The sequence below is a fragment of the Streptomyces spinosus genome, from assembly GCF_020400655.1.
Classification (GTDB): Bacteria; Actinomycetota; Actinomycetes; order Streptomycetales; family Streptomycetaceae; genus Streptomyces; species Streptomyces argyrophylli.
In genome coordinates this window covers 152,943-179,531 of record NZ_JAINRC010000018.1, presented here as the reverse complement: position 1 = coordinate 179,531, position 26,589 = coordinate 152,943, and the positions used below count along the sequence as shown (strand labels likewise).

The following is a 26,589-nucleotide window of genomic DNA, read 5'->3' as shown; positions in this document are numbered from 1 at the left end:
ACTCGTTCCGGTGACGTCAGGGTGTGTCCCTGTGCGTTCCGCGTGCTGGGACACGGATGGTCCCGGCGGGATGCTCCACATGTGTGCAGTGAGGCAGTGATCAGCGTGGCGCGTGTCGATTTCCGGCCGGAGGACCTGGCGGACCTGCGTGGGTCCGTGCGCGGCCCCGTCCTGGAGCCGGGGGCCGAGGGGTACGAGGAGGAGTGCGCCACGTTCAACCTGACCTGCGCCCTCCGTCCGGCCGTGGTGGTCGGGGCGGCCGACGCCCTGGACGTCCGGGCAGCGGTCCGGTTCGCCGGGCGGCACGGCCTGCCTGTCGCGGTGCAGTCCGCGGCCCACCAGGTGGTCTCGTCGGCCGAGGGCGGCCTGCTGATCACGACGCGGCGGATGCGGGGCGTCGTCGTCGACGAGCGGGAACGCCTCGTACGGGTCGAGGCGGGTGTCCGGTGGGACGACGTGCTGCCGCGCACCGCCGAGCACGGCCTGGCCCCCCTCGTCGGCTCGGCGCCCGGCGTCGGCGTCGTCGGCTACACCCTGGGCGGCGGCCAGAGCCCACTGCTGGGGCGGAGCCTCGGCTACGCGGCCGACCACGTCCGCCGGCTGACCATGGTCACCGCGGACGGGGAGCTGCGCGAGGTGACCCCAGTGAGCGAACCCGACCTGTTCTGGGCCGTGCGCGGCGGCAAGGGCAACTTCGGTGTCGTGACCGAGATCGAGTTCGAGGTGTTCCCGGTCTCCCGCTTCTACGGCGGCTGCATCTACTTCCCGGGTGAGCACCTGGCCCAGGTGCTCACCGCCTGGCGCGCCTGGCTGCCCACGGTGGGGGAGGACACGACGTCCTCCGTGGCCGTCCAGCGACTGCCCGACCTCCCGGTGCTGCCCGAGCCGCTGCGCGGCGCCTTCGTCGTCAGCCTGCGAATCGGCTACCTGGGCTCGGCCGCCGACGGCGCCGACCTGATCGCGCCGCTGCGCGCGGCCGCGCCGGCGCTGATCGACCTGGTGGGGGAGAAGCCCTACTCCGCCATCGGGCAGATCCACATGGACCCGGTGGACCCGATGCCGTACTGCGACCGCAGCGTCTGCCTCCAGGAGTTCACCGAGGAGACGGAACGGGCACTGCTGGAACTGGTCGGCGCGGAGTCGGGGTGCACGCTGGCCAACGTGGAGATCCGGGCGCTCGGCGGTGCCTTCGACCGGGAGCCGGCCGTTCCCAACGCGGTGTCGAGCCGTGGCCTGCCCTACGTCCTCTTCGCCTTCGCGGTGGGAGCGCCGGGCCATGAGGACGCCCTGCGGGCCGGCCTCGCCGAGCTGATCGACGGGCTGCGGCCGTGGGCGGCGGAGCGGAACATGGTGAACTTCCTCTCCCCGGACGAGGCGACCGACGCCGAGGGGGTGCGCGAGGTGTACGGGCCGGAGCGGTTCGAGCGGCTCACCGCGGTGAAGAAGCAGTACGACCCGGACAACGTCTTCCGCTTCAACCACAACGTCCTGCCCGCCTGATCCCGGCGGTGCCGCGGGCGCTCTCCACCGGGCGTCCTGCCCGACCGGCCGCCGGTGCCGGCCCGGCCGGGCGAACCTGCGGCTCCCTCGCAGACGTGTGGAAGATGATCAGGACACGTGTCGGGCAGCGCGTCGTCGAGAATGCCCGGGTCGCGCCGTCGACGGCGCGACCCGGGCACTTCACGGGTTGCGTTACGCGGGGACCACCCGGTAACTCAGCATCGGGCGGGGAAGGTCGGTCTGGGTCAGCGAGCCGCTGCGCCATGCCGTGGCGCCGCCACAGTCGGCCGAGGTGTACAGCTCCACGGACGCCGAGCCGTTGGCGATCTGGATCGAGCGCGCCGCCTGGGACAGCGTGTGGCAGGTTCCGAGGTCGCCGAGATCGACCCTCGTCACCGATCCCGACCCGGTGGTGCCCGAGTAGAGGTAGGCGCCTTCCTGAAGCGGAGGCCAGCCGGCGGCGTTCGCCGCCCCGGCACCGAGGCCTATCAGAGCCGCCGCAGCGCCTACGGCAACGGCGGTGCCGTGCAGCTTCACCCGCACCCTCGTGGTGGACATGCGATCCTCCCTTTCCTCGTGCGCCGGAGCCGGTGGCGGCACCGGCGCTCCCATTCGGTCGAACGCAGCCGACCGGTTCCGTCGAACGCGGCCGACCGGCAAACCCTTGCACGTTCAAACATGTGGGTGACAGTGCGGATTCGGTCATCCGCACATGTGTGGACGCCTGCCACCCGATCCGTCGGCGGGCAGGTACCGGCGCTGGTTGCCGCAGACCGCGCGCGGGCACACTGGCAACCTGCGCGCGACGGGCGGCCCTGCGTGCCGAACTGATCCCCGCGGCCCTGCGTGCCGAACTGATCCCCGACGAGCGGCAGTTGAACACCAACCATCATGAACACGTGTTCCCCCCGGACGGCGGCCGGGACGCCGCCTCGCCGGCACGCTGACCGCAGCGCCCGCCGCGGGAGACGGACCCGCCCGTGGCCGGGAGGAAGAGCAACAGGCCACGGGCGGGGGTGTGCGGAGGCGACGGACCTCAGGTGACGGGCGGGAGGCCGGGACCGGTGGTGCCGAGCTGCTCGGTGGACACCACCGGGGGCACCGGCCAGGTCACGCCCTTCGGCGGCCAGCTCTGCCCGGTCGCCTTCAGGAAGCCGGCCGGCGGCTCGTACAGCGGCGGCTGGTTGCCGTCCGGGATCATCGACGCCCATGCGACGCCCTCGGTACGGTCCTTGAACTCCTGCTTCATCGCGTCCAGCTGCTCCGGCTGCTCGATCAGGTCGATCGCGGCCGCGGCCAGGTAGCGGGCGGCCGACAGCAGGGCCTGGTGGCCGATGTTGGTGGCGGCGGTCGCCGTGACACCCCAGTTGTGGTTCGGGATGCCGGGCGGGTAGGCCGCGGACAGCAGCACGGCGGTGGGTGCCTGCCAGCTGATGTCGGCGGTGTCGGTGGCCAGCCCGCCGGTGTACGCGGCCGCCGGGGGAGCGAGCGGGGTCAGCTCGGTCGGCATGCCCACCTCGGGCTTGCCCAGCGACTTCTGGATGCTCTTGGCCAGGGCGTGGTCGGCGTCGGTGAAGTCGGGGGCGCCGATCTGCCGCATGTTGTCGTTGAGCAGTTCCGCGCCGGCCTTGTTGGCCAGCAGGTTCCACGTCGCGGAGTGGAACTTGTGCACCAGGCGGGTCTGGCTGGCCTGGGCGGCGGCCTTCCCGCACTCCACGATCTTGTCGTAGAGCACCCGGGCGCGGGCCGGGCTGCCCTCGCGGACGAAGAACCAGATGGAGCACATGTCCGGGGTCACGTTGGGCGCGCCGCCGCCGTTGACGATCGCGTAGTGGAACCGCCCGGACGGGGCGACGTTCTTCTCCCGCAGGTACTCCGACATCGTCGCCATCAGCAGCGCGCCGTCCAGGCCGCTCTTGTTGCCGAGCGGGGTGCCGCCGTGACCGGAGGCGCCGAGGAAGGTGAACGTGGCCGATATCAGCGCGCTGGTGGTGTTCCAGAACGGCACCGTGATGTTGAACGGGTGCCAGTCCAGGAACGCGTCGAGACCGTCGTACACGCCCGCCTTGACGGCGTACGCCTTGCCGACGAGCTGTTCCTCGCCCGCGCTGCCGAACAGCTTGACCCGGGCCTTGAGGCCGCCCGCCCGGATCGCCTGGGCGACGGCGATCGCGGCGGCGGTGCCGCCCGCGCCCAGGGCGTTGTGGGCGTCGCCGTGGCCGGCGCCGTACGTCGGGCCGTAGGCGTCGTAGTTGTAGACGAGGGGGTCGTGGCTGCCCACACCCTTCTTCTGGGAGAGGCCGGGCAGCGCGTCGTACTCGGCGTTGAAGCCGAGGACGGGCCCCTCCGTGCCGTACGTGGCGACGAAGGCGGTCGGGAAGCCCCCCGCGCCCCACTCGACGGTGAAGCCGTTGTCCTTGAGCAGTCTGGCGTGGGCGAGGGAGGACTTCCACTCGCGCAGCGACAGTTCCGCGTGCTGCCACACCTCGTCGCTCAGCTTCTTGACCGCGCCCTCGTTGGCCGAGATCCAGTCGAGCGCGGTCCGCTTGGCGGCGGAGTCCCGCGCCAGCCCCTTGGGGGCCTCGTACGTGGCCGGGGAGACACCGGTCTTCTCGTCGTACCCGAGCGTCGCGGCGAGCACCGGGTCGGCCTTGAGGAGGGTCGCGGTGGTCGCGGTGGCACCCAGCCCGAACATCTTCAGCAGGCGTCGGCGGCCGGGGTGGAAGTCGTTCACGTCAGTCTCGTCCTCGCGGTGTGAGGGCAGAGCCGGACGACCGGCTCCGTGACATGTGGTCGTGGCATGTCGCCGAACGATCATATGTGTCCGTGCGGGGGAACATCAGGTGCTCCGGTTCCCAACCCGGTTGCGCGTACGATGAGTTCGCAGCGGAGTCCGGAGGCGGGGAAGGTGGGCGGACCGTTCCGGAGCCGAGCCGGCGGATGTGAACCTTCCGGGATGCCTGATCCGTTGTCAAAAAGGGAGGCTCCGCCGCACGATCGAGGTGCGGCGGGACCGGCGGCCGTTCCATCTCCCCCGGCGGAACGGCCGCCTCCCGCTCTGCGCGGGCCGGCCGCAGAGAAACATATGGCGATGTGTCACGGCGAACGGGAATCACGGGACGAGCAGGTGTGTTCGACATGTGTGAGCGAGGCGGTGTGCGTCGTGCCGCCGCCCGTCCCGACCGCACCGAAAGGCGGCCCGCCATGAGCGCCCTGAGCCGAACCTCCGTGGACATCGCCACCGCCGACGGTACCGCCGACGCCTACCTCGTCCGTCCGGACGACAGGACGGCACACCCAGGTGTGCTGGGGTACCAGGACGCGTTCGGGCTGCGCCCGCATCTGAAGGCGATGGCCGACCGGCTGGCGGCGTCCGGCTACACGGTGCTCGTGCCGAACGTCTTCTACCGGCACGGCCCCGCCCCGGTCGTGGAGCTGCCCGAGTTCATCGACACGGAGGCCCGGCCGGACGTCGTGGAGCGGATCGTCCCGGTCATGGAGTCGCTCACGCCGGACCTGACCGAGCGCGACGCCGGAGCCTACCTGGACTGGCTCGCGGACGCGCCCTCGGTGGCGGAGGGACCGGTGGGCGTCACCGGCTACTGCATGGGTGCCCGGCTCGCTCTGTACACGGCCGGCACCCATCCCGGCCGGGTCGCCGCGGCGGCCGGCTTCCACGGCGGCCGGCTGGCGAGCGAGGCGCCCGACAGCCCCCACCTGCTCGCCGGCCGGATCACCGCCGAGCTGTACTTCGCGCACGCCGACGACGACCCGTCGATGCCCGAAGACGAGGTCAGCCGCCTGGAGCAGGCACTCACCGAGGCGGGCGTCACGCACCGGTGCGAGGTCTACGAGGGCGCGCACCACGGCTACACCCAGTCCGACACCGCCGCCTACGACCCCGTCGCGGCCGAGCGGCACTGGACCGAGCTCCTCGCCCTGTTCGCCCGCACCCTCTGAGGGCACGGAGCGCGGACCATGGTTGCGATGCCGGTCCCTTCGGTCCCTGCGGCGGTCCACGGTCGGTGACTGATCAGGCCGGCGTTCACGCACTGCTCGGGAAGTCGCCGGTGGCGAGCGGTGCGCGGAGTTCCAGGAGGCTACAACACCGGTGCTCCGCCCGGCCGCCGAGGTGTTGGTCCGAAACAAATGCGCTATCCGGTGGCCGGGGCGCCGTGGTACACAACCGACGTGCCGGACATCTTGGATTCCCGAGGTCCTGCGGCTGATCGAAGTCCGCTCGGCCGCGTTCCGCGCCGCGATCGCGTCCGCCGCCGACCTAAACGTCCAGGTCCCGACCTGCCCGGACTGGACGCTGCGCGACCTGGCGCAGCACCTCGGCGACGGCCGCCGCCGTCAGGCCGCCATCGTCGCGGCGGGTCCGGGCGCCGAGCCCCCGGCGAGGACGAACCCGAAGGGCGCCCCGACCGCGCCCCGCGACCGTGAAGCCCTGGACGCCTGGCTCGCCGAGTCTGCTGGGCCGAGTGGTACGCCGCGTACCTGGTGGCCGAGCAGACCGGGAGCGGCGACAGCTGACGCGCGGGCCGGTGCGCGGCCAGTCAGATGACGTATGGACCAGCACGGGCGATACCGCATCCTGGGCGGGGGCATGTCCTGCGGTACGCGTCACGAGCGCCGCCGGAGGGCGACCGGAGCCAGAAGCGACGTGAGAGAGAGTGGGATGCACGACCCCGCAGACAGCCACCCGGACATCCACTGGCCGTCCGGCTTCTCACCTGCCGAGGCCCACGGCTTCCACCACGTCCGGGCCGTCGTGCCCGGCCCGCCCGAGCGGGTCTTCCGCGTGCTCACCGACGCCGCGGGCTGGACCAGCTGGGTGCCGGGGTGCGAGGAGGTCAGCACCCGGACCTTCACCCAGACCTTCGAGGTGCTCTGGTGCGGCCACCGGTTCGAGGTCTACGTGGGAGAGAACGAACCGCCCCGCCGGCTCGGCTGGATGTGCCTGGGCACCAGTGTCCGGCTGTACCAGGGGTACCTGCTCACCGAGGTCGGGGACGGCACGGAGATCGTCGTCGAGAGCGCCGTCCGCGCCTCCCTCCCGAAGGCGTTCGACACGTTGTCGCCCACGTGGGTGGAGCGCCTGGACGAACTGTGGCACGCGCAGCTCGCCCGGCTGTCGGACGGCTCGCCGCCAAGCGTGTGAGCCGCCCCTCCGCCGCTCCGGCCCCACCCGGCGCGCGCGTGATCCGCTCCGGCCCGGCCTAGCGGCCCGCCCACCGGGTGCGCAAGCCGGCCTGCTCGAAGAGCGGTAGCGCCTCCTGACTGGAGTGCGGATGCGCCGTGTACGCCCCGGTGGTCCGGCCGTCCCGCAGGATCGCCTGGGGCACCGCGGGGCCGACGCCCTGGCGCCGGTGGTCGTGCAGGGTAGCGATGTCGGCGTGCCCGACATGTCGTCCGGTCGGCCCCGCCAGGCCCGCTCCGGCGGGCACCCCGTCCACCTCGGCGAGGCAGGCCTGGACGAAGGGCTGTCCGACATGTGCGCCGCCGGGTCGCAGCATGTGTGACACGTGCGCCCCGGGGCTGGCCCGGCTCATGGCCACATGTGCTGCCCCGCGCTCACGGGCGGCGGCCGGCGCGTGGGACAGCCCGCTGTCGGAGTTCGGCTGCCCGGCCGGCAAGAGCGCGGCCCGGCCCATGGCTGGCCCGTGCCCCGGCCACGGTCCGGCCCCGGCCTCGGCACGTACGACAGCCTCTGTCAGAGCGCACGGTGCGCACGGTGACCTCACGGCGACGCCCTGCCCGGCCTCAGCCGTGAGCCATCCGGTTATGCCCGTGTCGCGGACTTTGACGGCAAGCCCCGCGCCAGGCTGATTCGTGGTGTTTGCGGACGCCTTTCGCGGGAGGCTTGCAATGGCCGGGGCTCGTGCGGGACGGTTGCCGAAGGAAATCTGTTCCCGTATGGCAGGAAGGTGGTGAGGTGCGCACCGTGCGTGCCTCTGTTCGTGACTGCATCCCACAGCTGTTCCGCCCGTCGACCCGGAGCCGGCCGGCAGACCGGCCCGGCGTGGACTGAGGCCCGCGGCGGCCCGCTGGGTGATGAGCTCTTCGGGGAGGACCGGCTGAGGCGGACGCTCGCCGGGTGCGTGGGCATGCCGGCGGAGGCGGTGGTGGAGCGGGTACGGATGCCGGCCGCGCGGTGGCTGGGCACCGGCCGCCACGACGACATGGCCGTCATGGCCATCACCACCCCGACACCGGCGCGCTGAGCATCGTCGACCGCCGTACGACCGACGGGGACCGACCAGGAGGAGCAGGCAGTGAGTGAGCCCACCGCGACGACCGGTGCGGTGCGACGGCTGTGGCAGGCCGTGATCGACGGTGACGAGCAGCGAGCCGTCGCGACCGTCCACGACGCCCTCGCCCAGGGGGTGAGCCGGGAAACGCTCCTGCTCCAGGTCATCGCACCCGTGCAGGAGAAAGTCGGCATCGAATGGGCGGCGGACCGTATCAGCGTCGCCCAGGAGCACGCCGCCACCGCCATCAACGAGCGGGTCATCGCCTCCCTCGCCCACCATCCCGGCGCCGGCCGGCCCGCACCGGACCGCGGCCGGGTGACGGTGGCCTGCGTGGACGGGGAATGGCACGCACTGCCCGCCCGCCTGGTCGCCGAGATCCTCACCCTGCACGGCTGGCAGGTGGACTACCTCGGCGCCCAGACACCCACCCCGCACCTGGTCGCCCACCTGCACCTGACCGACCCCGACGCGGTCCTGCTGTCCGGATCGATCCCCACCCACCTGCCGACCGCGCACGCCGCCATCACCGCGTGCCAGGCCATCGGTGTCCCCGTCCTGGCCGGAGGCCGCGCCTTCGGCCCCCGAGGCCGCTACGCCACCGCTCTGGGCGCCGACCGGTGGGCGGCCGACGCACGGGCCGCGGTCGCCGTCCTGGCGGCGGGCATACCGCGGCCGGACGCGTCGGCGATCCGGCACACGGTCGACGACCTGCCGCACCTGGCCGACCAGGAATACACCCTGGTCGCCCGGTCCCGGCCCCAGATCGTCAAGCAGACCCTGGCCGACCTGGAGGACCGCTTCCCCGCCATGCGCGCCTACAGCGGTGCCCAGCACGAACGCACCGCCGAGGACATCGCCCACATCGTCGACTTCCTGGCCGCCGCGCTCTACGTCGACGACCCCGACCTGTTCACGACCTTCCTCACCTGGACCGCCGGCATCCTCACAGCCAGGGGTGTCCCCGCCCACTCGCTGTCGGCCGGCCTCGACGCCCTGACCGGCCAACTCCACGACTTCCCCCGCGCCCTGAAGACCCTCGGCCACGGCAGGACCGCCCTGACCGAGCACACCACCCGTCCCGCCCCCGGCACACACGCATGACGCACATGCCGCCCGGCGAATTCACCCTGACCGTCCGCCGCGAGCCCACCACGCTGACCGTCCTGGTCGGCGGCGAACTCGACTACGACACCAGCGACGACCTCCTCGACGAGGTCGGTCGGCGGCTCACGGCGGGCGGGCCACCGCCGGCCGACGTCCGGCTCGACTTCCGCGAGCTGGCGTACATCGACTCCTCCGGGCTGGCGGCCCTGCTCATGATCCACCGTCGCACCAGCGCCCTCGGAGCCACCCTCCACCTGGACAACCGGCCGCCCCACCTCGAACGCATGCTGCACGTCACCGACATCCTCGCCCACCTCACCGCGCCACCCACCTCCACCTGACCTCTTCGGCCCCGGTGTCGTCGCCGCTGCCTCAAGCCGTGAGAGCCGCGGCGAGGGCAGGCGAGCAGACCGGCGCAGGAGGCGGTGCGCATCTTCAGGGTCCCCCGCGGGCCGCTGGTGCTGAAAGGGCATCACGCGCCGGCTGACCTGCCGGGATGTGGGGCGGCGATATGACGTCGATCACTTCGGCAGATTTTCCTCCCTCGCGTGTAAGGAACGGGCGTCAGCGCGCATTGCTCGGTGTGAGAGCCAGGATGAAGGGAGCGCGTCCGTGACAACTGCCGAGCGCTTCCGAGACGTTTACGAGGAGTGCTACCCGCGCGTCCTTGGCTATGCGACGAGCCTCGTCGGACGGCAAGCAGGAGAGGACATCACCAGCGAGACGTTCACGGTCGCCTGGCGGCGAAGGCACGACCTCCCCGAACCGGCGCTGCCGTGGCTTCTGGGAGTGGCCCGCAACCTGGTGCGAGAACTGCGCCGCCGCGACGCCCTCCGGTACGCCATCGCCGCGGAGGAAGCAGAGCGCATCAGCCGCGGCACCCAGATACACGCCGGTGACGTCGCGGCGGAGGTCACCGACCGGCACATCGCGTTGAAGGCCCTCGCGAGCCTGTCGGACACCGACCGGGAACTGCTGACGCTGATCGCCTGGCACGGCCTGAGCGCCAAGGAGGCGGCCCAGGTCCTGAACTGCACCGGCGCCACGCTCACGGTCCGGCTGTTCCGGGCCCGCCGCCGTCTGGAGAAGGTCCTGGAGACGGCACAGGCGACAGAGGCGGCGTCCGTACACACCCCGTTGGAGGCCACGATCCACACCCAGCAGCAAGGAGCGCCCGCATGAAGAACTCCGCCAAGCGGTCCGGACGGCCCGACGCCATGAAGGTGCTCGCGGACGCACGGCCCGACGAGCTGAACCCCTCCCGGCTGGTGGACCCGATGCGGCAGCGCCGGCTCTACGCGCACATCGTCTCCGACCCCGCGGACGGCCACGTCAGGCGGCTGAGGAGCCGGTACCGCCCCCTCGGAGCGGTGGCCCTCGCAGCGGTGGCGGCGTCCGTCGTGGTGACCGTGAACACGCTCGGCACACATGCGCCGGACGACGGTTCCACGGCCCGGCCGCGGTCCTCCGCCGCGACGCGGGCACCGAGCGGTGCCGCGGACGTGGACGGTCGTATCGAACTCCTCAGCGCGGCGAAGAAGGCAGAGGTCTCCGCCGAAGCGGCCTACTGGCAGACCACCACGCAGTCGCGGTACACGGACGTCGCCGAAGCGAACGGGCAGCTCTTCGCGCTGCGCGTCACGTCGACGGAGGAATGGTCGGTGGGCGTGCGGCCCGGTACCGGGAGCCTGGCGGTCTCGGGGCTGGACTCCGTGACCGAACCCCGAACCGCGGCGGACCGGACGCGCTGGCGGGCTGCGGGCTCGCCCCGCGAGGTCGAGACCGAGACGAGTGCGGCGTCCGGGACCGCCAGGCACCGCTTCGTGATGGGAACCGGGCGGCCGACGGTCATGCGGACGAACATCGACGACAAGATCTACGCCCTCGGCCCGGACAACGTCTCGTACAAGGAGCTGCGGGCACTGCCCGCCACCGACGGAGCACTCCGCCACTACCTGGAGAAGCTCTACGCCCAGGACGACAGCGCGGACCACAGCGCGCCGGGTCGGAGTACCTGGATGCTGCGACAGGCGGGCAACCTCGTCACCATGCCCGTGAAGCCCGCCGTCCGTGCCGCGGCGTACCGGCTGATGGCCGGTCTGCCCGGGGTCCGCGTGCTCGGACACGTCACCGACGCGCTGGGGCGCGAAGGCGTGGGGGTCGAACCCCCCGACACGTATCGGACCCCTCTGGGGACCACCAGGCAGCGGCTGGTCTTCGACCCCGCCACCGGCTCCATGCTCAGCGACGAGTACCTGCTGGTGGAACCCTCGGCCAGGGCCGGCAGGGCGGGCCTGGAAGCGGGCACGAGGGTCGACTGCCGGGCGATCACCCGGATGAACTGGGGCGAGCACCAGATCACCGTGCCCAGGAACGCCCACAGCTGAACCGCGGCCCGGCCGGCGACACGGAAGCACACGCGGCAGGCCGCCCCCCGGCACACGTGTGATCCTCGCGCAACCGTGTGACGCACCCGGAGGCCTGCCGCCGACGCGGGCGGCAGGCGGCTGGGGAGACCCGGCTCCCGCCCGCGGCCGCCGCGCCGTACGCGGCCTCGGCGCCGCGGCCGGGCTGCGGCATCCGACCTCCCCGTGTCGCGGACCGCCCTGGTGATCGGCCGAAGGCCATGGAACGCCCTCGCGACCCGGGGCTCCTCGCGTGGTCCGCCCGACGAGGTCGAGCACGCCGCGACTTGGGGTGGCACCACTCGCGCGTCGCGGCACGGCGGCCCCCACGCGATTTCCTCCACCCCTCCCGATCGAGAAAGCCTGCACCCATGCGTCTCCACAAGACCTGCCTGTCGGCGACCGCGGCGCTCGTCATCTCCGCGCTGGGCGTAACCGCCTGCCAGCACCTGCCCGCCGGCGCCTCCGCTCCGGCAGCCAGGAGCATCTCCGACGACCAGGCCGCCGCCGGGCCGGAGAGCGGACAGTCGGCGTCCGCCCCGGCCGCGTCGAAGGCGACCACCCGGGCGCGGCCCGAGCTCCCCGCGCAACTGCCGGGGCTCGGCCCCGAGACGCTGGCGAAGATCCCGGCCGACACCCGGCAGGTCGTCCTCGTCACCGGAGCCGGCCGGAAGTCGGCCACCTCGAAAGTCGTACTCTGGCAGCGGAGCGACGACGGCTGGCGTCCCGGGGCGGTGTGGGACGCGCACAACGGCTACAGGGGATGGACCGACGAGCACTACGAGGGCGACCTGCACAGCCCGACAGGAGTGTTCGGCCTCAGCGACGCCGGCGGCCGCCTGCCCGACCCCGGTGCCAAGTTGCCCTACCACCACTCCGGCGCCTTCTGGGCCGGCGGCACCGGCTTCGAGGGCGAACCGCTCGGTGGCTCCTTCGACTACGTCATCGCCATCGACTACAACCGGCGGCCCGGTACGTCGCCGATGGACGGCACTCACCCGATGGGGGCGAACCGCGGCGGGGGCATATGGATCCACGTCGACCACGGCGGCCCCACCCACGCGTGCATCAGCGTCTCCAAGGCCCACATGAAGCAGCTGCTGCGCACGCTCGACCCCGCCGACCATCCCGTCGTGGTCATGGGCGACGCGGCTTCCCTGGCCCGATGACGGTTCCGCGGTCCACGCCGGGCCCCCGGGGCCGCTCGTTCGGATCACGCCGGGCTCCGCGGGCCCTGGTGCCGCGCCTCGCCGCGTTGTCGTCGGTTGCCATGGCTCCGCCATGGCGCCCTCCTCCGCCTTGCGACGCACGGCACCAGACCCCGCTCCCTGATCCGGCCTGATCCAAACGAAAGACCCTAGAGGCCCGGCGTCGCCGTCGGTGCTTTGGCGAGTGCCTCCGCCTTGGCGCGCATCTCCGCGGCGCGCGCGACCCGCAACCCGGCGAAGAGTTCGGCCGAACGGACCAGGTTGGCCCGTGCCTCCTGTGTCTCTCCGCGCTCCAACTGGGCGGAGGCCAGGTCGTCGAGCACTTCCGCCTGCTTGTACTCGTCGAGGACCTCCTCGTAGAGCCGCAGCGACGCGCGGTAGTCGGCGATCGCGCCGTCGAGGTCGCCCAGGCGCTGCCGGACGTAGCCGATGTTGCCCCGGGTACCGGCGCGTCCGCGGAACGCCGACAGATCCGGCGGCAACTGCCGTGGCACCCGTCCGGCACGCCGTGCGGACGCCTGTACGAGGGGGCGCCGTTCCTCCTCGCTCAGTTCCAGGGCGTCCAGCAACTCGTTCAGCGTGGCCTGCCGGGGCAGGCTCTTGCCTCGTTCCATGTCGCTGATGGCCCGGACGCTCACCCCGGAAGCCTCGGCGAGACTCTCCAGGGTCAGCAGGGCCCGCTGCCGTGCCGCACGCAGCAGCCCGCCGAACGTCGCCTCGTCCATCCCCCACCCTCTTCCGGAACCCGCCGGCCACGTGCCGAGGGCGCGGCCGGCCAGACGCTAACAGTTCCGGAACGAGCGTCACCAGTGCGACGAGGCTCCGCGCGACCCGCGAGGGGCCCGCGGCAGGCGAGGAGGGACCGAAGGGGCCGGGATCTCGGATACGCCAGGGGCCGGACGCGGCCGGGGCCGGCCCGGCACACGCTCGCCTTCCTCGTCGACCTCGGTGGCGCGGTACTGCCTGGTGCCGGCCGGAGCAGGCCGTGCGGGCAGCCTCAGGCAGCCTTCTGGGAGGCGGCCGCGTCCGGGCGCAGGTCGTCCAGGGTGAGCCGGTGTGCCGGGGGATCGGGGAGGGCGACCTGGTGGGCGAGGCGGAGGCCGGGGCCGACGTGCAGCAGTTCGCCGGGCTCCATCTCGCGCCAGTGCGGGTTGTCGTCCATGCGTTCGCTGGCGACGACGACGGCGGGCAGCTCGGCGAGGTGTGACGAGCGGATGCGCATACGGCCGTGGGTGCCGGTGTGATCGAGGTGCCGGCTGCCGTGCTGGCCGCCCGGCCGGCGCTCGAGGACGTAGAGGTCGTGGGTGTCCGGGTAGCGCAGCGCCCACAGTTCCTCCGCGGTGACGAGGACCAGGTTGATGGCGTAGACGGGCAGGTGGGCGGCGATCCAGTGGGCGGCGTGCCGGATGCCCTCGGTGACGTCCCCGCCGTGCCGCCGGGTCTCCCGGGTGATCAGGGCGAAGAACCGCTCGGAGTCGGTGTCGCCCGCCACGAGTGACCGGTCCTCGCCCAGGTGGTCGTCGAGCTCGTCCAGGCCCTCGATGACCCCGTTGTGGGCGAAGAGGCGCCCGTCCTGCTCGAAGGGATGGGTGTTGCGGACATCGAGGCTGCCGGTGGAGGCGAAGCGCACGTGGGCGATGAAGGTCGCCGACTCGACCTCGCGGGCCTCCTCGGCGAAGGCGAGGTCGCGGTAGGCGGCGATGGGGGCCTTGTCGACGCGCGGGGTGCCGTCGGCGGCGAAGTGGCCGAGACCGGTGCCGTCGGGGTCATGGTGGCTCTGCCGGCTGAGGCTGTCGGGGGCGTCCAGGAGCCAGAACGTGGCGCGGGTACGGCGCGGGGCGCTGCTGAGGCCGAAGAGACGGCACACGGCGTTCCTCCGGAGGGCTGGCCGGGGCGTGGGGGTGCGGACGGGTCACGGGTGCCCGGTGCCGTGCTGGAGGGCGCACGGGGTGGGGCCGGTGGACGCCGGGCGGGACGGCAGCGGCTGAAGGGGTGTGCAGACGGGTGTGGCGGCGCCGACGAGTTCGACGAGGCCGTCACCACCGGTGGGCGGGACCAGCCGGGACCAGTTGTTGGCCAGCCAGACGTTGCCGGACTGGTCGAGCTGGACGGCGGTGAGGTGCTGGATGGACTGGCTGCGGAAGCCGCCGGGCGGTGACAGTACGGAGCCCGTGGTGGAGCCGGGCGGGCAGGCGCCGGTGTTCGCGCCGCACAGGACGGTGACGGACGGAGTGCCGAAGCCGGCCACCCACACCCGGTCGGAACCGTCGACGGCCACGGACCAGGGGGCGATGCGCCGGGCCAGCTTGTGCACGCCGGCGACCTTTCCGTCCGGCCCGATCTCGGTGACCGAGTCGCTGAGGAAGTTGGGCACCCAGACGTTGTTCACGGAGTCGACGGCGAGGCCGAGGGGCCAGTCGAGCGAGGCGTCCTTGACGGGCGAGAACGAGGTCGGCTTGAAGTCGGGCCCGATCACCGTGACGCTGCCGCCCGCGTGAGCGTCGAGGGGGCGCTTGTCCATCAGCCTGGCGCCGTTGAGGCGGGCGTTGGTCACCCAGGCCCGTCCGTAGCCGTCGATCTGGAGGGCGAACGGGTGGTCGAGGCCACCGCCGGTGATGGTGATCGCCTTGGAGGGGTCACCGTGCGGGTACACGATCACGTTCCCCTTGCCGCGGTTGCCCTTCAGGCCGTAGAAGTTCGCTATCCAGACGTTGCCCCGCTGGTCGACGGCGGTGCCCTGCGGGTGGTTCAGGCCGCCGTCCTTGAACCCCGTCGCGGGTGAGAGCGGCTTCCCGGCCGACGAGTACTTCGACATGGCGTCACCGCCGTAGCTCGGCACCCAGACGGAACCCTGGTGGTCGATGGCGATGCCCCAGGCCCCGGCCTTCATGCCGCCGCCGCTGATCGGGCTGTTCAGGACCGGGTTGCCCAGGGGGTCCTGAACGGTGACGAAGGTACTGGGGTTCCGTGTGCCGGGCAGCCAGTTGACGGTGGACCAGACGTTCCCCTTGGCGTCGACGGCCATGCGTCCGGGCGCGTACACCTCGGGAGGGGTGTAGTGCAGGGCCAGGATCCAGGCGGTGGGCGCGGAGGTCAGGGCGGGGCTGTAGGTGTGCGCCCGACCGGCCAGCGCGTACAGCGCGCCGGTGGACCGTTTCGGGTCGTGGGCCAGGTTGGACACGGCCTGAGCGGTGTCCGACGGGGCGGCGGCCCGCGGAAGTGCCGTCCGGCGCAGCATGTCCCGGCAGTGTCCGGTGTCCGCTCCCGGAGCGCACAGGGAGACCAGGTTGGCCAGGGTGCCCAGGGTGGCGAGGGTGTCGTTCTTGTCGCCGTTGTTGTGGTCCGTGACGACCTTCCCGGGCTTGCCCGTGGCCGGGTCGGCCAGGTTGTACGACGTGGCCGCGGCGTTCTCCAGGCCGGGGCTGGGGCCGGAGATGCCGTGCCGGCCGGTGAACTGGGCCAGGGCGTAGCCGGTGGCGACGGTGGTGAACTCGTTGACGGTGACGGCGGATTCCGTGCGCTGCGGCACACCGCCGCCCGGGCCGACGCCCACGACGGAACGCAGCCGCAGGGCCTCGTCCCCGGAAGGGACCGCTTCGACGTACTGCACGGAGCCCCCGCGCTGCACGTGGCGGAGCCGGAAGGAGCCGTGTGCGTCGGTGGTGGCGCGCCCCAGTTGCCGGACGCCGTGCCGGTCTCCCGCGAAGAGCGTGACGGTGGCGTGGGACAACGGCTTCCCCGCGCTGGTGACCGTCCCGCGCAGGACCCCCCCGGTGCCGGGCGGTGTCGTCGCGGGAAGCGCCGTGAGGGTGAGGGCCAGCGTGGCGGACGCGGCCAGGACGGGACCGGCGAGGGCGGGACGGGACGTGGACCTCCGGGCGGTGCCCGGGGTCCGGGGCGTCGCTCCGCGGATACGTGTGACGGGGAACAAGGTGGGGCCTTTCGTCAGGGCGGCACGGTGCGAACCTCGCACAGCGCACGGGCCCGGCCTGCCGACGGATCCGGTGCCGGACGGCCGAGAGGGGGGACGGGCGGTCAGCCCCGCACGCTGTCGGGGTCGCGCAGTGTGAACCAGCCGATCCTGTGGCCGGCCAGCCAGATCAGTCCCAGGTACAGGTCCGGGTCGACCTGGCGGAGTTCGTCCCGTACGCCCCCGAACACCGTGGAGGTGTGCGAGTAGTCGATGACGATGCACTCGCGGTCGTCCAGGCGGCTGGGTCCGGGCCCGACCATGGCGACGATGGACAGGATGTCCAGCGCGGTGAGCCGGTTGCTGAGGTATCCCTCCGGGCTGAAGACCTTGCCCCGCCACCAGAACCGGTTCACCACGCCGGCGAGCACCCGTGCCCCCGTGCGCCCCGCCCCCGGGATGATGGCCACGCCCTCCATCGGGCCCCGGGGGACCTCGCCCGCCGGACTCTTGCGGAACAACTCCTCGATCTGCTTGTCGTCGCTCCGGAGCAACTCGGTCTCGGTAGGCATCGCGATCTTCCTCCTGACCGTCGCCGGCGCCCCGCGCGGCACCCGCGGGCACGGTCCGCGACCGGAGACGGGCGAGCTGTGTGCGTGGGCACGTGGCCAGGGAGGTCCCGTCGCGGCCGGACCGGGGGGTTGGGGCCGCGCACTGGCCGGCAGGCGCTGCCCTGGCACCCTTCGGGGCCGCTCTCGCACTCGCGGCGAACCGTGCGGGAGGGGCAGGAGCGTGTCCGCAGCGACCAGTCGAGCGCTGTGATCGTTTGTGGATTCGGTGCGCCGCTTCCTCCATCGTGAACCCCCCGGGAGCGGCTCACCACCGCTGGGACGTGCGACGGGAACCGCGCGAGGACCATTCGGGCGCCTGACGCGCGGCCTGGGCGAGCGCGGGCGCGGCGGCGGTGCGAGCGTGGAAGCGGAGGGCCGAGTACGGGCGCTGGACGACACGGGACGGAGCACGGTCATGGCTCGGGCGATCTGGTCAGGGGTGATCACCTTCGGGCTCGTCACCGTCCCCGTCGGCCTCTACACGGCGACCGAGGACCACACCGTCCACTTCCACCAGTTGCAGCGGGGCACCTCGGACCGGATCCGCAACAAGCGGGTGAACGAGCGCACCGGCGACGAGGTCGGCCCCGGCGACATCGTCAAGGGCTACGAGCTCGACGAGGGCCGGTACGTCGTGGTCGAGCCCGGCGAACTCGACGAGATCGCGCCGGGCCGCTCGCAGACCATCGACATCACCGACTTCGTCGACCTCGACCGGATCGAGCCGGTCTACTTCGACCGCACCTACTACGTCGCCCCGCGCGGCAAGGAGTACGCCAAGGTCTACGAGCTGCTGCGCGCCGCGCTGGCGGGGACGGACAAGGCGGGGATCGCCACCTTCGTCATGCGCAACAAGCAGTACCTGACCGCGCTGCGCGCGGAGGACGGCGTGCTGGTGTTGCAGACGCTGCACTGGGCGGACGAGGTCCGTGACCCGGGCCGGGAACTGCCCGAGCTTCCCTCCGGCCGGGCGGGACGGGGCAAGCAGCTGGACATGGCGCTGCAACTGGTCGACGCGCTCAGCTCCGACTGGGACCCCTCCCGCTACCGCGACACCTACCAGGAGAAGGTGCGCGAGCTGGTGAAGGCCAAGGCCGGGGGTCAGGAGATCGCGGCGGCCGAGGAGCCGCCGGAGGCGACCAACGTGATCGACCTGATGAAGGTCCTCGAAGGCAGCCTGAAGGCCGCCCGGTCCGGCCGCGGTGGCGAGGAGCCGGCCGGCGGGCGCGAGGAGAAGCCGGCACCGCGCAAGGCGGCCGCCCGGTCGTCGGCGGGCGGACCGGCGAAGGCGCCGGCGCGGAAGGCTCCGCCGAAGGAGGCCGGGGCGGCGCGGGCCCGCGGCCGCGGTGCCGACGGCAGGCGGGAGCTGCAGAAGCTGAGCAAGGCGGAGCTGTACCGGCGGGCGACCGAACAGGACGTGCCCGGCCGGTCGAGGATGAGCCGCGAGGAACTCGTCGACGCGCTCGCCTCCGGCGGCCGCCGCCGCAAGAAGACCGCCGCCTGAGCGCTCCCGGACCGCGCGTGCCGCCCGTCGTCACAGGTACCGCGGGGCGAGCGTGCCGGTGGCCGAGGCGCGGAGCGACGATTCCGCCGCGGCGATGCGGTCCACCGCCTCGCCGTCGACCAGGCCGGGCACGCACACGACCTCGCCGGTTTCCAGGGCCCTCAGTGAAGCGGTCACCACGTCCTCGGCGGGCATGCCGCCGTCGTCGTGTACGCGTGCCGCGTCACCGGGCACCGGATCCCGGCCCTGGGTGAGGTGGAACTCGGTCGCCGTCAGCCCGGGGCACAGCACCTGGACGCGGACCGGCGCACCCTCCAGCTCCGCGGCGAGGGTTCGGCTGAAGGTGACGACGTAGCCCTTGGTCCCGGCGTACACCGCCCGCACCGGCAGCGGGCCCGGCGGGAGGGAACCGGCGAAGGCGAGGGTGGAAGCCACGTTCACCACGGCGCCGCGGCCGCGTGCCAGCATGCCCGGCACGGCCGCACGGGCGAGCCGGGTGAGCGCCACCACGTTCACGGCCATCACCTTCTCCAGCAGCGCCGCGTCGGTCTCGGCGAAGGGGCCGTAGCCGTTGATGCCCGCGTTGTTCACCAGCAGCCCGACGTCGTCCCCGGCGGCTCGCCGGGCGACCCGGTCCAGGTCGCCCGCCTCGCTGAGATCCGCGGCGACGGTTTCCACCCGTACGTCGTGCCGCCCGGTCAGCTCCGCGGCGAGGGCGCGCAGACGCTCCGCGCGACGCGCCACCAGCACCAGATCGTGACCCTCCGCGGCGAGCCGGCGGGCGTAGGCCGCACCGATGCCCGAGGAGGCACCGGTCACGACGGCTGTTCCCCCGGCGGACAGGGATTCGGGGTGGTTGGTCATGGGTCCTCCTCGTATGCGTCGAGAGCACGACACGCCGGTACCCGTCGACCTGCGCCGGCACGCCCGTCATGCCGTGCGCAGGGTCCAGCTCCAGCGGTGCACCCCCGGTGCGACGAGGTAGGCGGGGAAGGTGTCGGGGCCGCAGGAGGCCGTACCGAGGCCCCGGTGTGCGGCGTCGACGTGGACCACACAGCCGGCCCGCGGTGTGAGTTCGTCGTGGTGCGCGGCGGCGGCGAGGTCCTCGGCGCGGTAGCGGGTGACACAGACCTGGCGGGGCTCGTCCAGCTCGACCGCGAGTCCGGTCGCCCCGGGGGACGACAGCGTGAACCGCCGTACGCCGTGCCGGCCGCCGCTTTCCTGGGGGCGCAGGTACGGGGTGAACAGGTCGTCGACGGGCAGCGCGTGGTGGCCGACCGGTGCCCCGGCGGCCCGGTCCGGGTACGACTCCCAGGGACCCTGTCCGAACCACTCCATCCGGTCGAGCCCGGCCACCGTCTCGAACACCGAGCCGACCCGGGCGACGTCGTGGAACTCCTCGGGCAGGTCGGCCGACTCGTCGACCCGGACGCCGCCCTCGACGGGTGTGAACGTCTGCCGGTGCCGTACCACTCCGAGGGCGCAGGCGTACGCGGCCTCCACGGTCACCCGCTCGCCGTCCCGGTCGACGGAGACCACCGTGCGCACCAGCCGGTCCAGGCCCCAGGCGCGCCAGCGCGCCGCCATCCCGCCCAGCTCGTCGTTGTCGGTGGGCGCCCGCCACAGCGACAGCGTCGGGGCGGCGGTCAGCAGCGGGTGGCGCAGCAGCCCCTCGGGGTCCACGTCGACGGCCGGCCCGGCCACGACCGGCTGTGCCGGCGCGTCCGCCGCCCGCAACCGGATCCGCGGCGCGCACACCTCCGTACCGGCCGGTGCCCACGCCTGGTCCTCGGCCGTCGTCACCCGCAGCGTCAGCCAGGCCTCGCCGCCGTCGGCCGGCACCGCGAACGGCAGCGGTACGGCCGCGGTCTCGCCCGGCCGCAGACCGGGCAGTTCGGCAGGGCCGGTCAGCGTACGGCCGTCGGCCAGCGCCAGCTCCCAGGTGCCGGTCAGCCAGTCCAGGCCGCGGAAGTGCTGGTGGTTGGCGAGGACGACGCCCTCGTGCCGGAAGGACCGGATGCGCACCGGTGCCGCGATCTCCCGGTGTTCGTACATCGCGGGCTTGGGGGTGCGGTCGGGGAAGACGATCCCGTCCGCGACGAACGCCCCGTCGTGCGGGGCCTCGCCGAAGTCGCCGCCGTACGCCCAGCGGTGGCCGGGCGCGGTGACACCGTTGCCGTACAGTCCGGCGCCCGCGCGCCCGACCGGCCTGCCGTCGCTCACGCGCTGGAGGATTCCGTGGTCCCGGAACTCCCAGATGAACCCGCCCTGAAGGCCCGCGGTGGCCTCGATGGCGGCCCAGTGGTCGGCCAGCGTGCCGTTGCTGTTGCCCATCGCGTGCGAGTACTCGCACTGGATGAGGGGCTTGGTCTGCCGACCGGACAGCGCGTGGGTCAGGCAGTCCTGAAGCGGCGCGTACATGGGGCAGGCGATGTCGGACGCCACGTCCGGGTCCGCCCAGCCGCGCTTGGCCGCGCCCTCGTACTGGATCGGCCGGGTGGGATCGTGCCGGCGCACCCAGCCGGCCGCCGCGTCGTGGTTGGCGCCGTAGTCGGACTCGTTGCCCAGCGACCAGACGATGACCGAGGGGTGGTTCCTGTCGCGCAGCACCATGCGCGCGACGCGGTCCACGAACGCGTTCAGGTAGCGCGGGTCGTCGGCGATCTCGTGGGCGTGGTCGTGGGACTCGATGTCGGCCTCGTCCACGACGTAGAAGCCGAGTTCGTCGGCGAGGTCGTACAGCCACGGGTCGTTCGGGTAGTGGGAGGTGCGGATCGCGTTGAAGCCGAAGCGCTTGAGCAGTACCAGGTCCGCGCGCATGTCGTCGTACGACACCGTGCGCCCGGTCAGCGGGTGGAAGTCGTGCCGGTTGACGCCGCGGATGAAGACCCGCTCCCCGTTGACCAGCAGGTCCCGGCCGACGATGCCGACGTCCCGGAAGCCGACGCGGTGGTGCGAGCAGTCGGCGACCGTGCCGTCCGGGCGGTGCAGCCGGACGGTCAGCCCGTACAGCTCGGGCTGCTCCGCGTTCCAGGTGCGCACCCCGGGCACGACGGCGTGGATACGGGCCTCGCCCAGGAAGTCGGACACCCGCTCGTCCTCGGCGTTGAGCCGGTCGAACCCGGCGTCCTGGGCGAGGGGATCGCCGTCCAGGTCACCGGTGACGTACCAGCCCTCGGGCAGCGCCCGGTCGCCCGCCGCGTTGCGCACCAGGCAGTCCACGCGCAGGTCGCCGTCCTGGCGTGCCCGTACGCTCACGTCCGCGAGGTGCAGGGGATCGGTCGTGTACAGCAGCACGGACCGGGTGATCCCGCCGTGCCACCACTGGTCCTGGTCCTCGATGTGCGAGGCGTCGGACCACTTGACCACCGTCAGCCGTACGACCGAGGGCTCACCGGGGCGCACGACGCCGGTCAGGTCGAACTCGGCGGCCAGGTGGGAGTCCTTGGAGATGCCTACGGGCCGTCCGTCGACGTGCACCAGCAGCACGCTCTCGGCGGCCCCGACCTGGAGGACGATCCGGCGGCCGGCCCAGTCGGCGGGGACGTCCACGTGCCGTTCGTACACACCGGTGGGATTGGCGTCCGGCGCCTGCGGAGGGAACTGCGGGTACGGCATGCGGACGTTCGTGTACTGCGGCAGGTCGTCGGTGTCCTGCATGGTCCACGCGCCCGGGACGTGTGCCGTCGACCAGGTGTCGTGGACGGTCGCCTCCGGCGTCGGCAGCAGCTGGAAGCGCCAGTCGCCGTCCAGGGACAGGGCGCCGGAGCGCCGGTCGACGGCGTTCATGGGCAGCCGCCCCCAGGAGGTCACCTCGGGTGCCTGCCAGGGGCGCAGTGCCAGGAGTGCGTCCGTCAACGGATGGCCCCCTTGCCGAGGTCGCCGATGATCTGCTTGGCGCCGATCGCGAAGACGACCAGCAGCGGGACGAGGGCGAGGAGCGCGCCGGTCACGACTATGCCGTAGTCGGTGGTGCCGTGCGTGCCGTTGAGCTGGGACAGGGCCACCTGGAGGGTGACGTTGTCCGGGTTGGTGAGGGCGATCAGGGGCCAGGCGTAGTCGTTCCACTGGCCCATGAAGGTGAAGATGCCGAGGAAGGCCAGGCCGGGCCGGACCACCGGCAGGGCCACGTGCCAGTACTGGCGCAGGAAGTTCGCGCCGTCGATGCGGGAGGCGTCGAGGAGTTCGTCGTGGATGGCGCCCCGCATGTACTGGCGCATCCAGAAGATGCCGAACGCGTTGGCCGCGGCGGGCACGATCAGCGAGGTCATCGTGCCGATCCAGCCCAGCTTCGCCATGATCACGAACTGCGGGATGGCGGACAGCTGCGCCGGCACCATGAAGATGAGCATGAGCAGCGCGAACAGCACGTTCTTGCCGGGGAAGTCGAACTTGGCGAACACGAAGGCCGCCAGTGAGTCGAAGAACAGGACGAGGAAGGTCACCGAGCCCGCCACCAGCAGCGAGTTCCACATCGAGCCGAAGAAGGCGACGCTGTGGAAGAGGTTGCGGACGTTCTCCGGGAAGTGCGAGCCCGGCAGCAGCTTCGGCGGATAGGCGAAGATCTCCGACGACGTGTGCGTCGACATGACGACGGCCCAGTAGAACGGGAAGGCCGACAGCAGCAGACCGACGACGAGTACGGCGTGCAGGGCGATGCCCCGGGTGCGGGTTCCCCGGATGCGCCCGGGCCCGCGGGTTCCTTGGATGGATGCCATGGTGATGGGCCTTCCTAGTCTTCGCCCCGGCGCTGCACCAGGCGCCAGTTGATGATCGAGAAGAGGATGACGACGAGGAAGACGCCCCACGCCACGGCGGCTCCGTAGCCGAAGTCGTTGTTGTCGAAGGTCTGCTGGAAGAAGTAGAGGACCATCGTCCGGCCCGCGTGGCCGGGGCCGCCGGAGAACGTGGACTCGTTGGCGGTGTTCTGCAACAGCACCTGCGGTTCGGAGAAGCTCTGCAGACCGGTGACCGTGGACACGACGAGCACGAACAGCAGCACCGGGCGCAGCATGGGCAGCGTGATCCGGAAGAAGGTCTGCACGGGGCCGGCGCCGTCCATGCGGGCCGCCTCGTACAGCTCGCTCGGGATGGTCTGCAGCCCGGCCAGGAAGATGATGGCGTTGTACCCGGTCCACTGCCAGGTCATCAGCGTGGCGATGGCGGCCTTGATGCCCCACGGCGTGTTCAGCCACGCCACCTGGTCGAGGCCGACCGCCTGCAAGAGGGCGTTGACCAGGCCGAAGTTGGTGGAGAAGACCGAGCCGAAGACGATCGCGACGGCCACCACCGAGGTGACGTTCGGCAGGAAGTAGGCGAAGCGGTAGACGTTCTTGAAGCGGACCGCCGAGTTCAGCATCACGGCCGTCACCATCGCCAGGAAGACCATGGGCAAGGTGGCCAGCACCCAGATCACGAGGGTGTTCCCGACCGACTGCCAGAAGTCACCGTCGCTCAGCAGGTACTGGTACTGCGACAGGCCCGCCCACTCCATCGGGCCGAGGCCGTCCCAGCGGTGCAGGGAGACGTAGAGCGAGAAGCCGACCGGTATCAGGCCGAAGCAGAGGAAGAGGAGGTAGAACGGGGAGATCGCGGCGTAGAGGTGCCAGTACCTGCGCAGGCCCGTGCGGGGGCGGCCGGCCGGGAGGCCTGCCACGGTCGGTGCGGGCTTCTCGAGTGCGGTGGCCATCAGTGGCTCACCCCCAGGTGATCGGCGATCCGGCGGCACTTGCTCATGGCGTCGCTCCAGGCCTTGTCCGGGTCCTTGCCGAGGACGCCGACGTTCTTGATCTCGTCGAGGATGGGCTGCGAGAGCGCCACGTCGTACGGGCTGTTGTAGGCGACCGCGATCTTCTGCGCGGCGGGCCCGAAGACGTCGGTGGTGACCTGGCCGCCGAAGAAGGGGTCCGGCTCCCGCAGTTGCCTCATCTCGTACGTGGCGGGGGTGGAGGGGAACAGACCCGCGTCGACGTACCCCTGGGCCTGGTTGGCGGCGTCCAGGATCCAGGTGATGATCCGGAACGCCTGCTCGGGCTCCCGGCACGCCCTGGTGATCGACAGGAACGATCCGCCGTTGTTGGAGGGCCGGACCGGCATCTGCGCCACGCGCCACCTGCCCTTGGTCCTCGGCACCCCGCTCTTGAGGTCGTACGTCGCCCAGGAGGCGCCGAGCTGGCTGGGCAGCTTGCCGTCCTGCACGGCCGAGAGCTGGTCCGGTGTGCCGGTGACCAGGTCGGACACGATCCTGCGCCGCTTGGCCTCCACGGCCAGCGCCCAGGCGTCGCGCACATGTGCCTGGTCGCCGATGAAGTGCCGGTCCTCATCGACGTACCGCTTGCCGCCTTGCTGCACCACGTTGGTGAAGACGGACGTGATGTCGGTGAGCAGGCAGGTCCCCGGGATCCGCTTCCTCAGCTGCTCGCCGGCCGCGAAGAACTTCTCCCAGGTGTTCAGCTCCCGGGAGACGTCCTCGGGTTCGTAGGGCAGCCCCGCCTCGCGGAAGACGGTGTACTGGTAGAAGTGCGCCACCGGCCCGCAGTCGATCGGGAACCCGACCATCGTGCCGTCGTCGGCGAGACCCTGCTCCCACTTCCACGGCAGGTACCGGCTCTTGTACGCATCGGCGCCCAGGGTCCTGAGGTCGACGAACTGGTCGGCGTCGGGCAGGTAGGACGCCATGTCCTCGCCCTTGAGGCCCGCGATGTCGGGGATGTGGGCACGGCCGGTCATGGTGGTGAGCAGTTTCGACCGGTAGTAGCCGCCGATCTTGATGGCCTGCAGGTCGACGTCGGCGCCGTAGCGGGCCTTCGCCTTCCGCACGACCGTGTCGCCGAGCCCGCCGTCCCAGTACCACAGGACCATGTTCCGGCCGGTGGAACCGGTCGGGACGGCACAGCCGGACGCCAGGCCGCCGAGCGCCGTGGCGGCCGTGCCGGCCAGGCCCGCGCGCAGCAGGCCTCTACGTGAGAGCCGCACTGCTCCCACCGCCTTTCGGATCTTTTCGTGACTTCGCATGAGCGTCGGGTGGGGTCAGCCGTGCCGATCGGGGGGAGTGACGGGCGCGTACCGCACCGGTGGTCCGGGGTCGGCCGGCAGCCGGTCGGCGAGGAAGCCGTAGGCGCTTTCGAGGCCGGGGTCGGTGAGCGCGCGGCGCCACCAGCGGTCGACGCCGTACCAGCCGGGGGCGGCGAGCGCGCCGCCGTGGTGCTGGACGGACAGCCCGGCGGCGAGGACGGCGAACCGCAGCCGTTCCGCCAGCGGCCAGCCGCCCAGCGAGGCGGCGACGAAGCTCGCCCCGAACACGTCCCCGGCGCCCGTCGCGTCGAGGACGTCCACGTCGAGGGCCGGGACCTCCGCGTACTCGCCGGTGGTCTGGTCGACGGCCACCGCGCCGTGACCGCCGCGCGTCACCACCGCCACCGGGACCAGCTCCGCGAGGGCGCGCAGCGCGGCGGCCGCGGTGTCGGTGCGGGTGTAGGCCATGGCCTCGTGCTCGTTGGGGAGGAAGGCGTGGCACAGCGCGAGCTGGTCGAGGAGGTCGCGGGACCACTGCCGGGTGGGGTCCCAGCCGACGTCCGCGTAGACGCGGGTGCCGTTCGCGGCCGCCTTGGCGATCCACTCGCGGGGCTCGGCCTCCAGGTGCACCAGGGCGGTGCGCGCCTCGGGCGGGTCGCCCATGAGCGCGTCCTGCGAGTACGGCGGCTCCTGACCGTGGGTGACGAGGGCGCGGTCGCCGCCGTGTGCGAGGGCGACGGTGACCGGGGTGGGCCAGCCGTCCGCGGTGCGGGAGAGCGAGAGGCCGACGCCCTCCTGGTCGCCCAGCACCTCCCGGCAGTGCGCGCCGTAGAAGTCGTCGCCGAAGACCGTGGCCAGCGAGGTGCGCAGACCGAACCGGGACGCGGCCACCGCGAGGTTCGCGATCCCGCCGGGGCCGCATCCCATGCCGGCCGTCCAGATCTCCTCGCCCGGTGTCGGCGGCTTCGCGAGCCCCGTGAGGACGAGGTCGTAGAAGAGCAGCCCGGTCAGCAGCACATCGGGCCTGTCGTCGTCCACACGCCACCCTCTCGTCAGAACCCGTCAATTTCGATGAC

Annotated in this window: 23 protein-coding genes and 1 pseudogene; 11 read left to right on the top strand and 13 right to left on the bottom strand. The window is 72.3% G+C overall.

The window, feature by feature from the left end; all coding sequences use genetic code 11:
* Positions 1 to 81: 81 nt before the first annotated feature.
* Positions 82 to 1,500, top strand: a complete 1,419-nt coding sequence (locus tag LG395_RS31425) for an FAD-binding oxidoreductase (RefSeq protein ID WP_225812053.1) — start codon at positions 82 to 84, stop codon at positions 1,498 to 1,500.
* 192 nt (positions 1,501 to 1,692) lie between these two features.
* Here LG395_RS31425 and LG395_RS31420 read toward each other — a convergent pair whose 3' ends face one another.
* Entirely contained in the window at positions 1,693 to 2,058 is a 366-nt protein-coding gene (locus LG395_RS31420; protein ID WP_225812052.1) for a hypothetical protein, read from the bottom strand.
* A gap of 478 nt (positions 2,059 to 2,536) precedes the next feature.
* Positions 2,537 to 4,234, bottom strand: coding sequence for a zinc-binding metallopeptidase family protein (locus LG395_RS31415; RefSeq protein WP_225812051.1), 1,698 nt, complete (start codon positions 4,232 to 4,234; stop codon positions 2,537 to 2,539).
* A 470-nt stretch (positions 4,235 to 4,704) separates the two neighbouring features.
* On the opposite strand from LG395_RS31415, the gene LG395_RS31410 reads away from it, so the two are divergent.
* From LG395_RS31410 to LG395_RS31400, 3 genes are all read left to right on the top strand, one after another.
* Positions 4,705 to 5,460 carry a dienelactone hydrolase family protein gene (locus LG395_RS31410; protein ID WP_225812050.1) on the top strand — a complete coding sequence of 252 codons (756 nt, stop codon included), beginning with the start codon at positions 4,705 to 4,707 and terminating at the stop codon, positions 5,458 to 5,460.
* Between the two features lie 151 nt (positions 5,461 to 5,611).
* The gene (locus tag LG395_RS41735) at positions 5,612 to 6,067 is read left to right on the top strand and encodes a maleylpyruvate isomerase N-terminal domain-containing protein (protein WP_372463490.1); all 456 of its coding nucleotides are present in this window, start codon (positions 5,612 to 5,614) and stop codon (positions 6,065 to 6,067) included.
* Positions 6,068 to 6,181: 114 nt separating this feature from the next.
* Positions 6,182 to 6,664, top strand: a complete 483-nt coding sequence (locus LG395_RS31400; protein ID WP_225812049.1) for an SRPBCC family protein — start codon at positions 6,182 to 6,184, stop codon at positions 6,662 to 6,664.
* 58 nt (positions 6,665 to 6,722) lie between these two features.
* Here the strand turns inward: LG395_RS31400 and LG395_RS31395 are convergent, their stop codons facing one another.
* Entirely contained in the window at positions 6,723 to 7,019 is a 297-nt protein-coding gene (locus tag LG395_RS31395; protein ID WP_225812048.1) for a GNAT family N-acetyltransferase, read from the bottom strand.
* A 510-nt stretch (positions 7,020 to 7,529) separates the two neighbouring features.
* Here LG395_RS31395 and LG395_RS31390 point away from each other — a divergent pair.
* The 6 genes and pseudogenes from LG395_RS31390 to LG395_RS31365 form a co-directional block, all read left to right on the top strand.
* Positions 7,530 to 7,727, top strand: a pseudogene (locus LG395_RS31390) (SpoIIE family protein phosphatase); the annotation flags it as partial.
* A 51-nt stretch (positions 7,728 to 7,778) separates the two neighbouring features.
* Entirely contained in the window at positions 7,779 to 8,858 is a 1,080-nt protein-coding gene (locus LG395_RS31385; protein WP_225812047.1) for a cobalamin B12-binding domain-containing protein, read from the top strand.
* A gap of 5 nt (positions 8,859 to 8,863) precedes the next feature.
* Positions 8,864 to 9,202 carry an STAS domain-containing protein gene (locus LG395_RS31380; RefSeq protein WP_225812046.1) on the top strand — a complete coding sequence of 113 codons (339 nt, stop codon included), beginning with the start codon at positions 8,864 to 8,866 and terminating at the stop codon, positions 9,200 to 9,202.
* 271 nt (positions 9,203 to 9,473) lie between these two features.
* On the top strand, positions 9,474 to 10,043 hold the full coding sequence (locus tag LG395_RS31375) for an RNA polymerase sigma factor (RefSeq protein ID WP_225812045.1): 570 nt from the start codon (positions 9,474 to 9,476) through the stop codon (positions 10,041 to 10,043).
* Positions 10,040 to 11,248: a CU044_5270 family protein gene (locus tag LG395_RS31370; protein WP_225812044.1), complete on the top strand. Its 1,209-nt coding sequence runs from the start codon at positions 10,040 to 10,042 to the stop codon at positions 11,246 to 11,248. Before LG395_RS31375 ends, LG395_RS31370 begins: the two co-directional genes overlap by 4 nt.
* A 389-nt stretch (positions 11,249 to 11,637) precedes the next feature.
* On the top strand, positions 11,638 to 12,435 hold the full coding sequence (locus LG395_RS31365) for a L,D-transpeptidase family protein (RefSeq protein WP_225812043.1): 798 nt from the start codon (positions 11,638 to 11,640) through the stop codon (positions 12,433 to 12,435).
* A gap of 188 nt (positions 12,436 to 12,623) precedes the next feature.
* Here LG395_RS31365 and LG395_RS31360 read toward each other — a convergent pair whose 3' ends face one another.
* From LG395_RS31360 to LG395_RS31345, 4 genes are all read right to left on the bottom strand, one after another.
* Entirely contained in the window at positions 12,624 to 13,199 is a 576-nt protein-coding gene (locus LG395_RS31360) for a helix-turn-helix transcriptional regulator (protein WP_225812042.1), read from the bottom strand.
* A 272-nt stretch (positions 13,200 to 13,471) separates the two neighbouring features.
* Complete coding sequence (locus LG395_RS31355; RefSeq protein ID WP_225812041.1) at positions 13,472 to 14,341, bottom strand: class II glutamine amidotransferase; 870 nt, start codon at positions 14,339 to 14,341, stop codon at positions 13,472 to 13,474.
* Positions 14,342 to 14,386: 45 nt separating this feature from the next.
* The gene (locus LG395_RS31350; protein ID WP_225812040.1) at positions 14,387 to 16,405 is read right to left on the bottom strand and encodes a hypothetical protein; all 2,019 of its coding nucleotides are present in this window, start codon (positions 16,403 to 16,405) and stop codon (positions 14,387 to 14,389) included.
* A gap of 104 nt (positions 16,406 to 16,509) precedes the next feature.
* Positions 16,510 to 16,956 carry a hypothetical protein gene (locus tag LG395_RS31345; RefSeq protein ID WP_225812039.1) on the bottom strand — a complete coding sequence of 149 codons (447 nt, stop codon included), beginning with the start codon at positions 16,954 to 16,956 and terminating at the stop codon, positions 16,510 to 16,512.
* A gap of 454 nt (positions 16,957 to 17,410) precedes the next feature.
* Here LG395_RS31345 and ku point away from each other — a divergent pair, with 454 nt between their 5' ends.
* Positions 17,411 to 18,499 carry a non-homologous end joining protein Ku gene (gene ku / locus LG395_RS31340; RefSeq protein ID WP_225812038.1) on the top strand — a complete coding sequence of 363 codons (1,089 nt, stop codon included), beginning with the start codon at positions 17,411 to 17,413 and terminating at the stop codon, positions 18,497 to 18,499.
* 30 nt (positions 18,500 to 18,529) lie between these two features.
* Here the strand turns inward: ku and LG395_RS31335 are convergent, their stop codons facing one another.
* The 6 genes from LG395_RS31335 to LG395_RS31310 all read right to left on the bottom strand — a co-directional run bounded on the left by LG395_RS31335 (position 18,530) and on the right by LG395_RS31310 (position 26,551).
* A complete protein-coding gene (locus tag LG395_RS31335; RefSeq protein ID WP_225812037.1) occupies positions 18,530 to 19,363 on the bottom strand; it encodes an SDR family NAD(P)-dependent oxidoreductase in 834 nt (277 codons plus the stop codon).
* 66 nt (positions 19,364 to 19,429) lie between these two features.
* A complete protein-coding gene (locus LG395_RS31330; protein ID WP_225812036.1) occupies positions 19,430 to 22,357 on the bottom strand; it encodes a glycoside hydrolase family 2 TIM barrel-domain containing protein in 2,928 nt (975 codons plus the stop codon).
* Positions 22,354 to 23,217 carry a carbohydrate ABC transporter permease gene (locus tag LG395_RS31325; protein ID WP_225812035.1) on the bottom strand — a complete coding sequence of 288 codons (864 nt, stop codon included), beginning with the start codon at positions 23,215 to 23,217 and terminating at the stop codon, positions 22,354 to 22,356. Before LG395_RS31325 ends, LG395_RS31330 begins: the two co-directional genes overlap by 4 nt.
* Before the next feature lie 14 nt (positions 23,218 to 23,231).
* The gene (locus LG395_RS31320) at positions 23,232 to 24,188 is read right to left on the bottom strand and encodes a carbohydrate ABC transporter permease (RefSeq protein ID WP_225812034.1); all 957 of its coding nucleotides are present in this window, start codon (positions 24,186 to 24,188) and stop codon (positions 23,232 to 23,234) included.
* The gene (locus LG395_RS31315; protein ID WP_225812088.1) at positions 24,188 to 25,474 is read right to left on the bottom strand and encodes an ABC transporter substrate-binding protein; all 1,287 of its coding nucleotides are present in this window, start codon (positions 25,472 to 25,474) and stop codon (positions 24,188 to 24,190) included. Before LG395_RS31315 ends, LG395_RS31320 begins: the two co-directional genes overlap by 1 nt.
* Positions 25,475 to 25,528: 54 nt before the next feature.
* Positions 25,529 to 26,551, bottom strand: a complete 1,023-nt coding sequence (locus tag LG395_RS31310) for a carbohydrate kinase family protein (RefSeq protein WP_225812033.1) — start codon at positions 26,549 to 26,551, stop codon at positions 25,529 to 25,531.
* Between the last annotated feature and the right edge of the window lie 38 nt (positions 26,552 to 26,589).

What these genes read in the sequence shown, in the direction of transcription:
- LG395_RS31345 (WP_225812039.1), bottom strand. Translation starts at nt 16,956, where the DNA reads ATGCCTACCGAGACCGAGTTGCTCCGGAGCGACGACAAGCAGATCGAG.
- LG395_RS31325 (WP_225812035.1), bottom strand. Translation starts at nt 23,217, where the DNA reads ATGGCATCCATCCAAGGAACCCGCGGGCCCGGGCGCATCCGGGGAACC.
- LG395_RS31335 (WP_225812037.1), bottom strand. Translation starts at nt 19,363, where the DNA reads ATGACCAACCACCCCGAATCCCTGTCCGCCGGGGGAACAGCCGTCGTG.
- ku (WP_225812038.1), top strand. Translation starts at nt 17,411, where the DNA reads ATGGCTCGGGCGATCTGGTCAGGGGTGATCACCTTCGGGCTCGTCACC.
- LG395_RS31320 (WP_225812034.1), bottom strand. Translation starts at nt 24,188, where the DNA reads ATGGCCACCGCACTCGAGAAGCCCGCACCGACCGTGGCAGGCCTCCCG.
- LG395_RS31360 (WP_225812042.1), bottom strand. Translation starts at nt 13,199, where the DNA reads ATGGACGAGGCGACGTTCGGCGGGCTGCTGCGTGCGGCACGGCAGCGG.
- LG395_RS31395 (WP_225812048.1), bottom strand. Translation starts at nt 7,019, where the DNA reads ATGCTGCGACCCGGCGGCGCACATGTCGGACAGCCCTTCGTCCAGGCC.
- LG395_RS31420 (WP_225812052.1), bottom strand. Translation starts at nt 2,058, where the DNA reads ATGTCCACCACGAGGGTGCGGGTGAAGCTGCACGGCACCGCCGTTGCC.
- LG395_RS31365 (WP_225812043.1), top strand. Translation starts at nt 11,638, where the DNA reads ATGCGTCTCCACAAGACCTGCCTGTCGGCGACCGCGGCGCTCGTCATC.
- LG395_RS31370 (WP_225812044.1), top strand. Translation starts at nt 10,040, where the DNA reads ATGAAGAACTCCGCCAAGCGGTCCGGACGGCCCGACGCCATGAAGGTG.
- LG395_RS31400 (WP_225812049.1), top strand. Translation starts at nt 6,182, where the DNA reads ATGCACGACCCCGCAGACAGCCACCCGGACATCCACTGGCCGTCCGGC.
- LG395_RS31380 (WP_225812046.1), top strand. Translation starts at nt 8,864, where the DNA reads ATGCCGCCCGGCGAATTCACCCTGACCGTCCGCCGCGAGCCCACCACG.
- LG395_RS31410 (WP_225812050.1), top strand. Translation starts at nt 4,705, where the DNA reads ATGAGCGCCCTGAGCCGAACCTCCGTGGACATCGCCACCGCCGACGGT.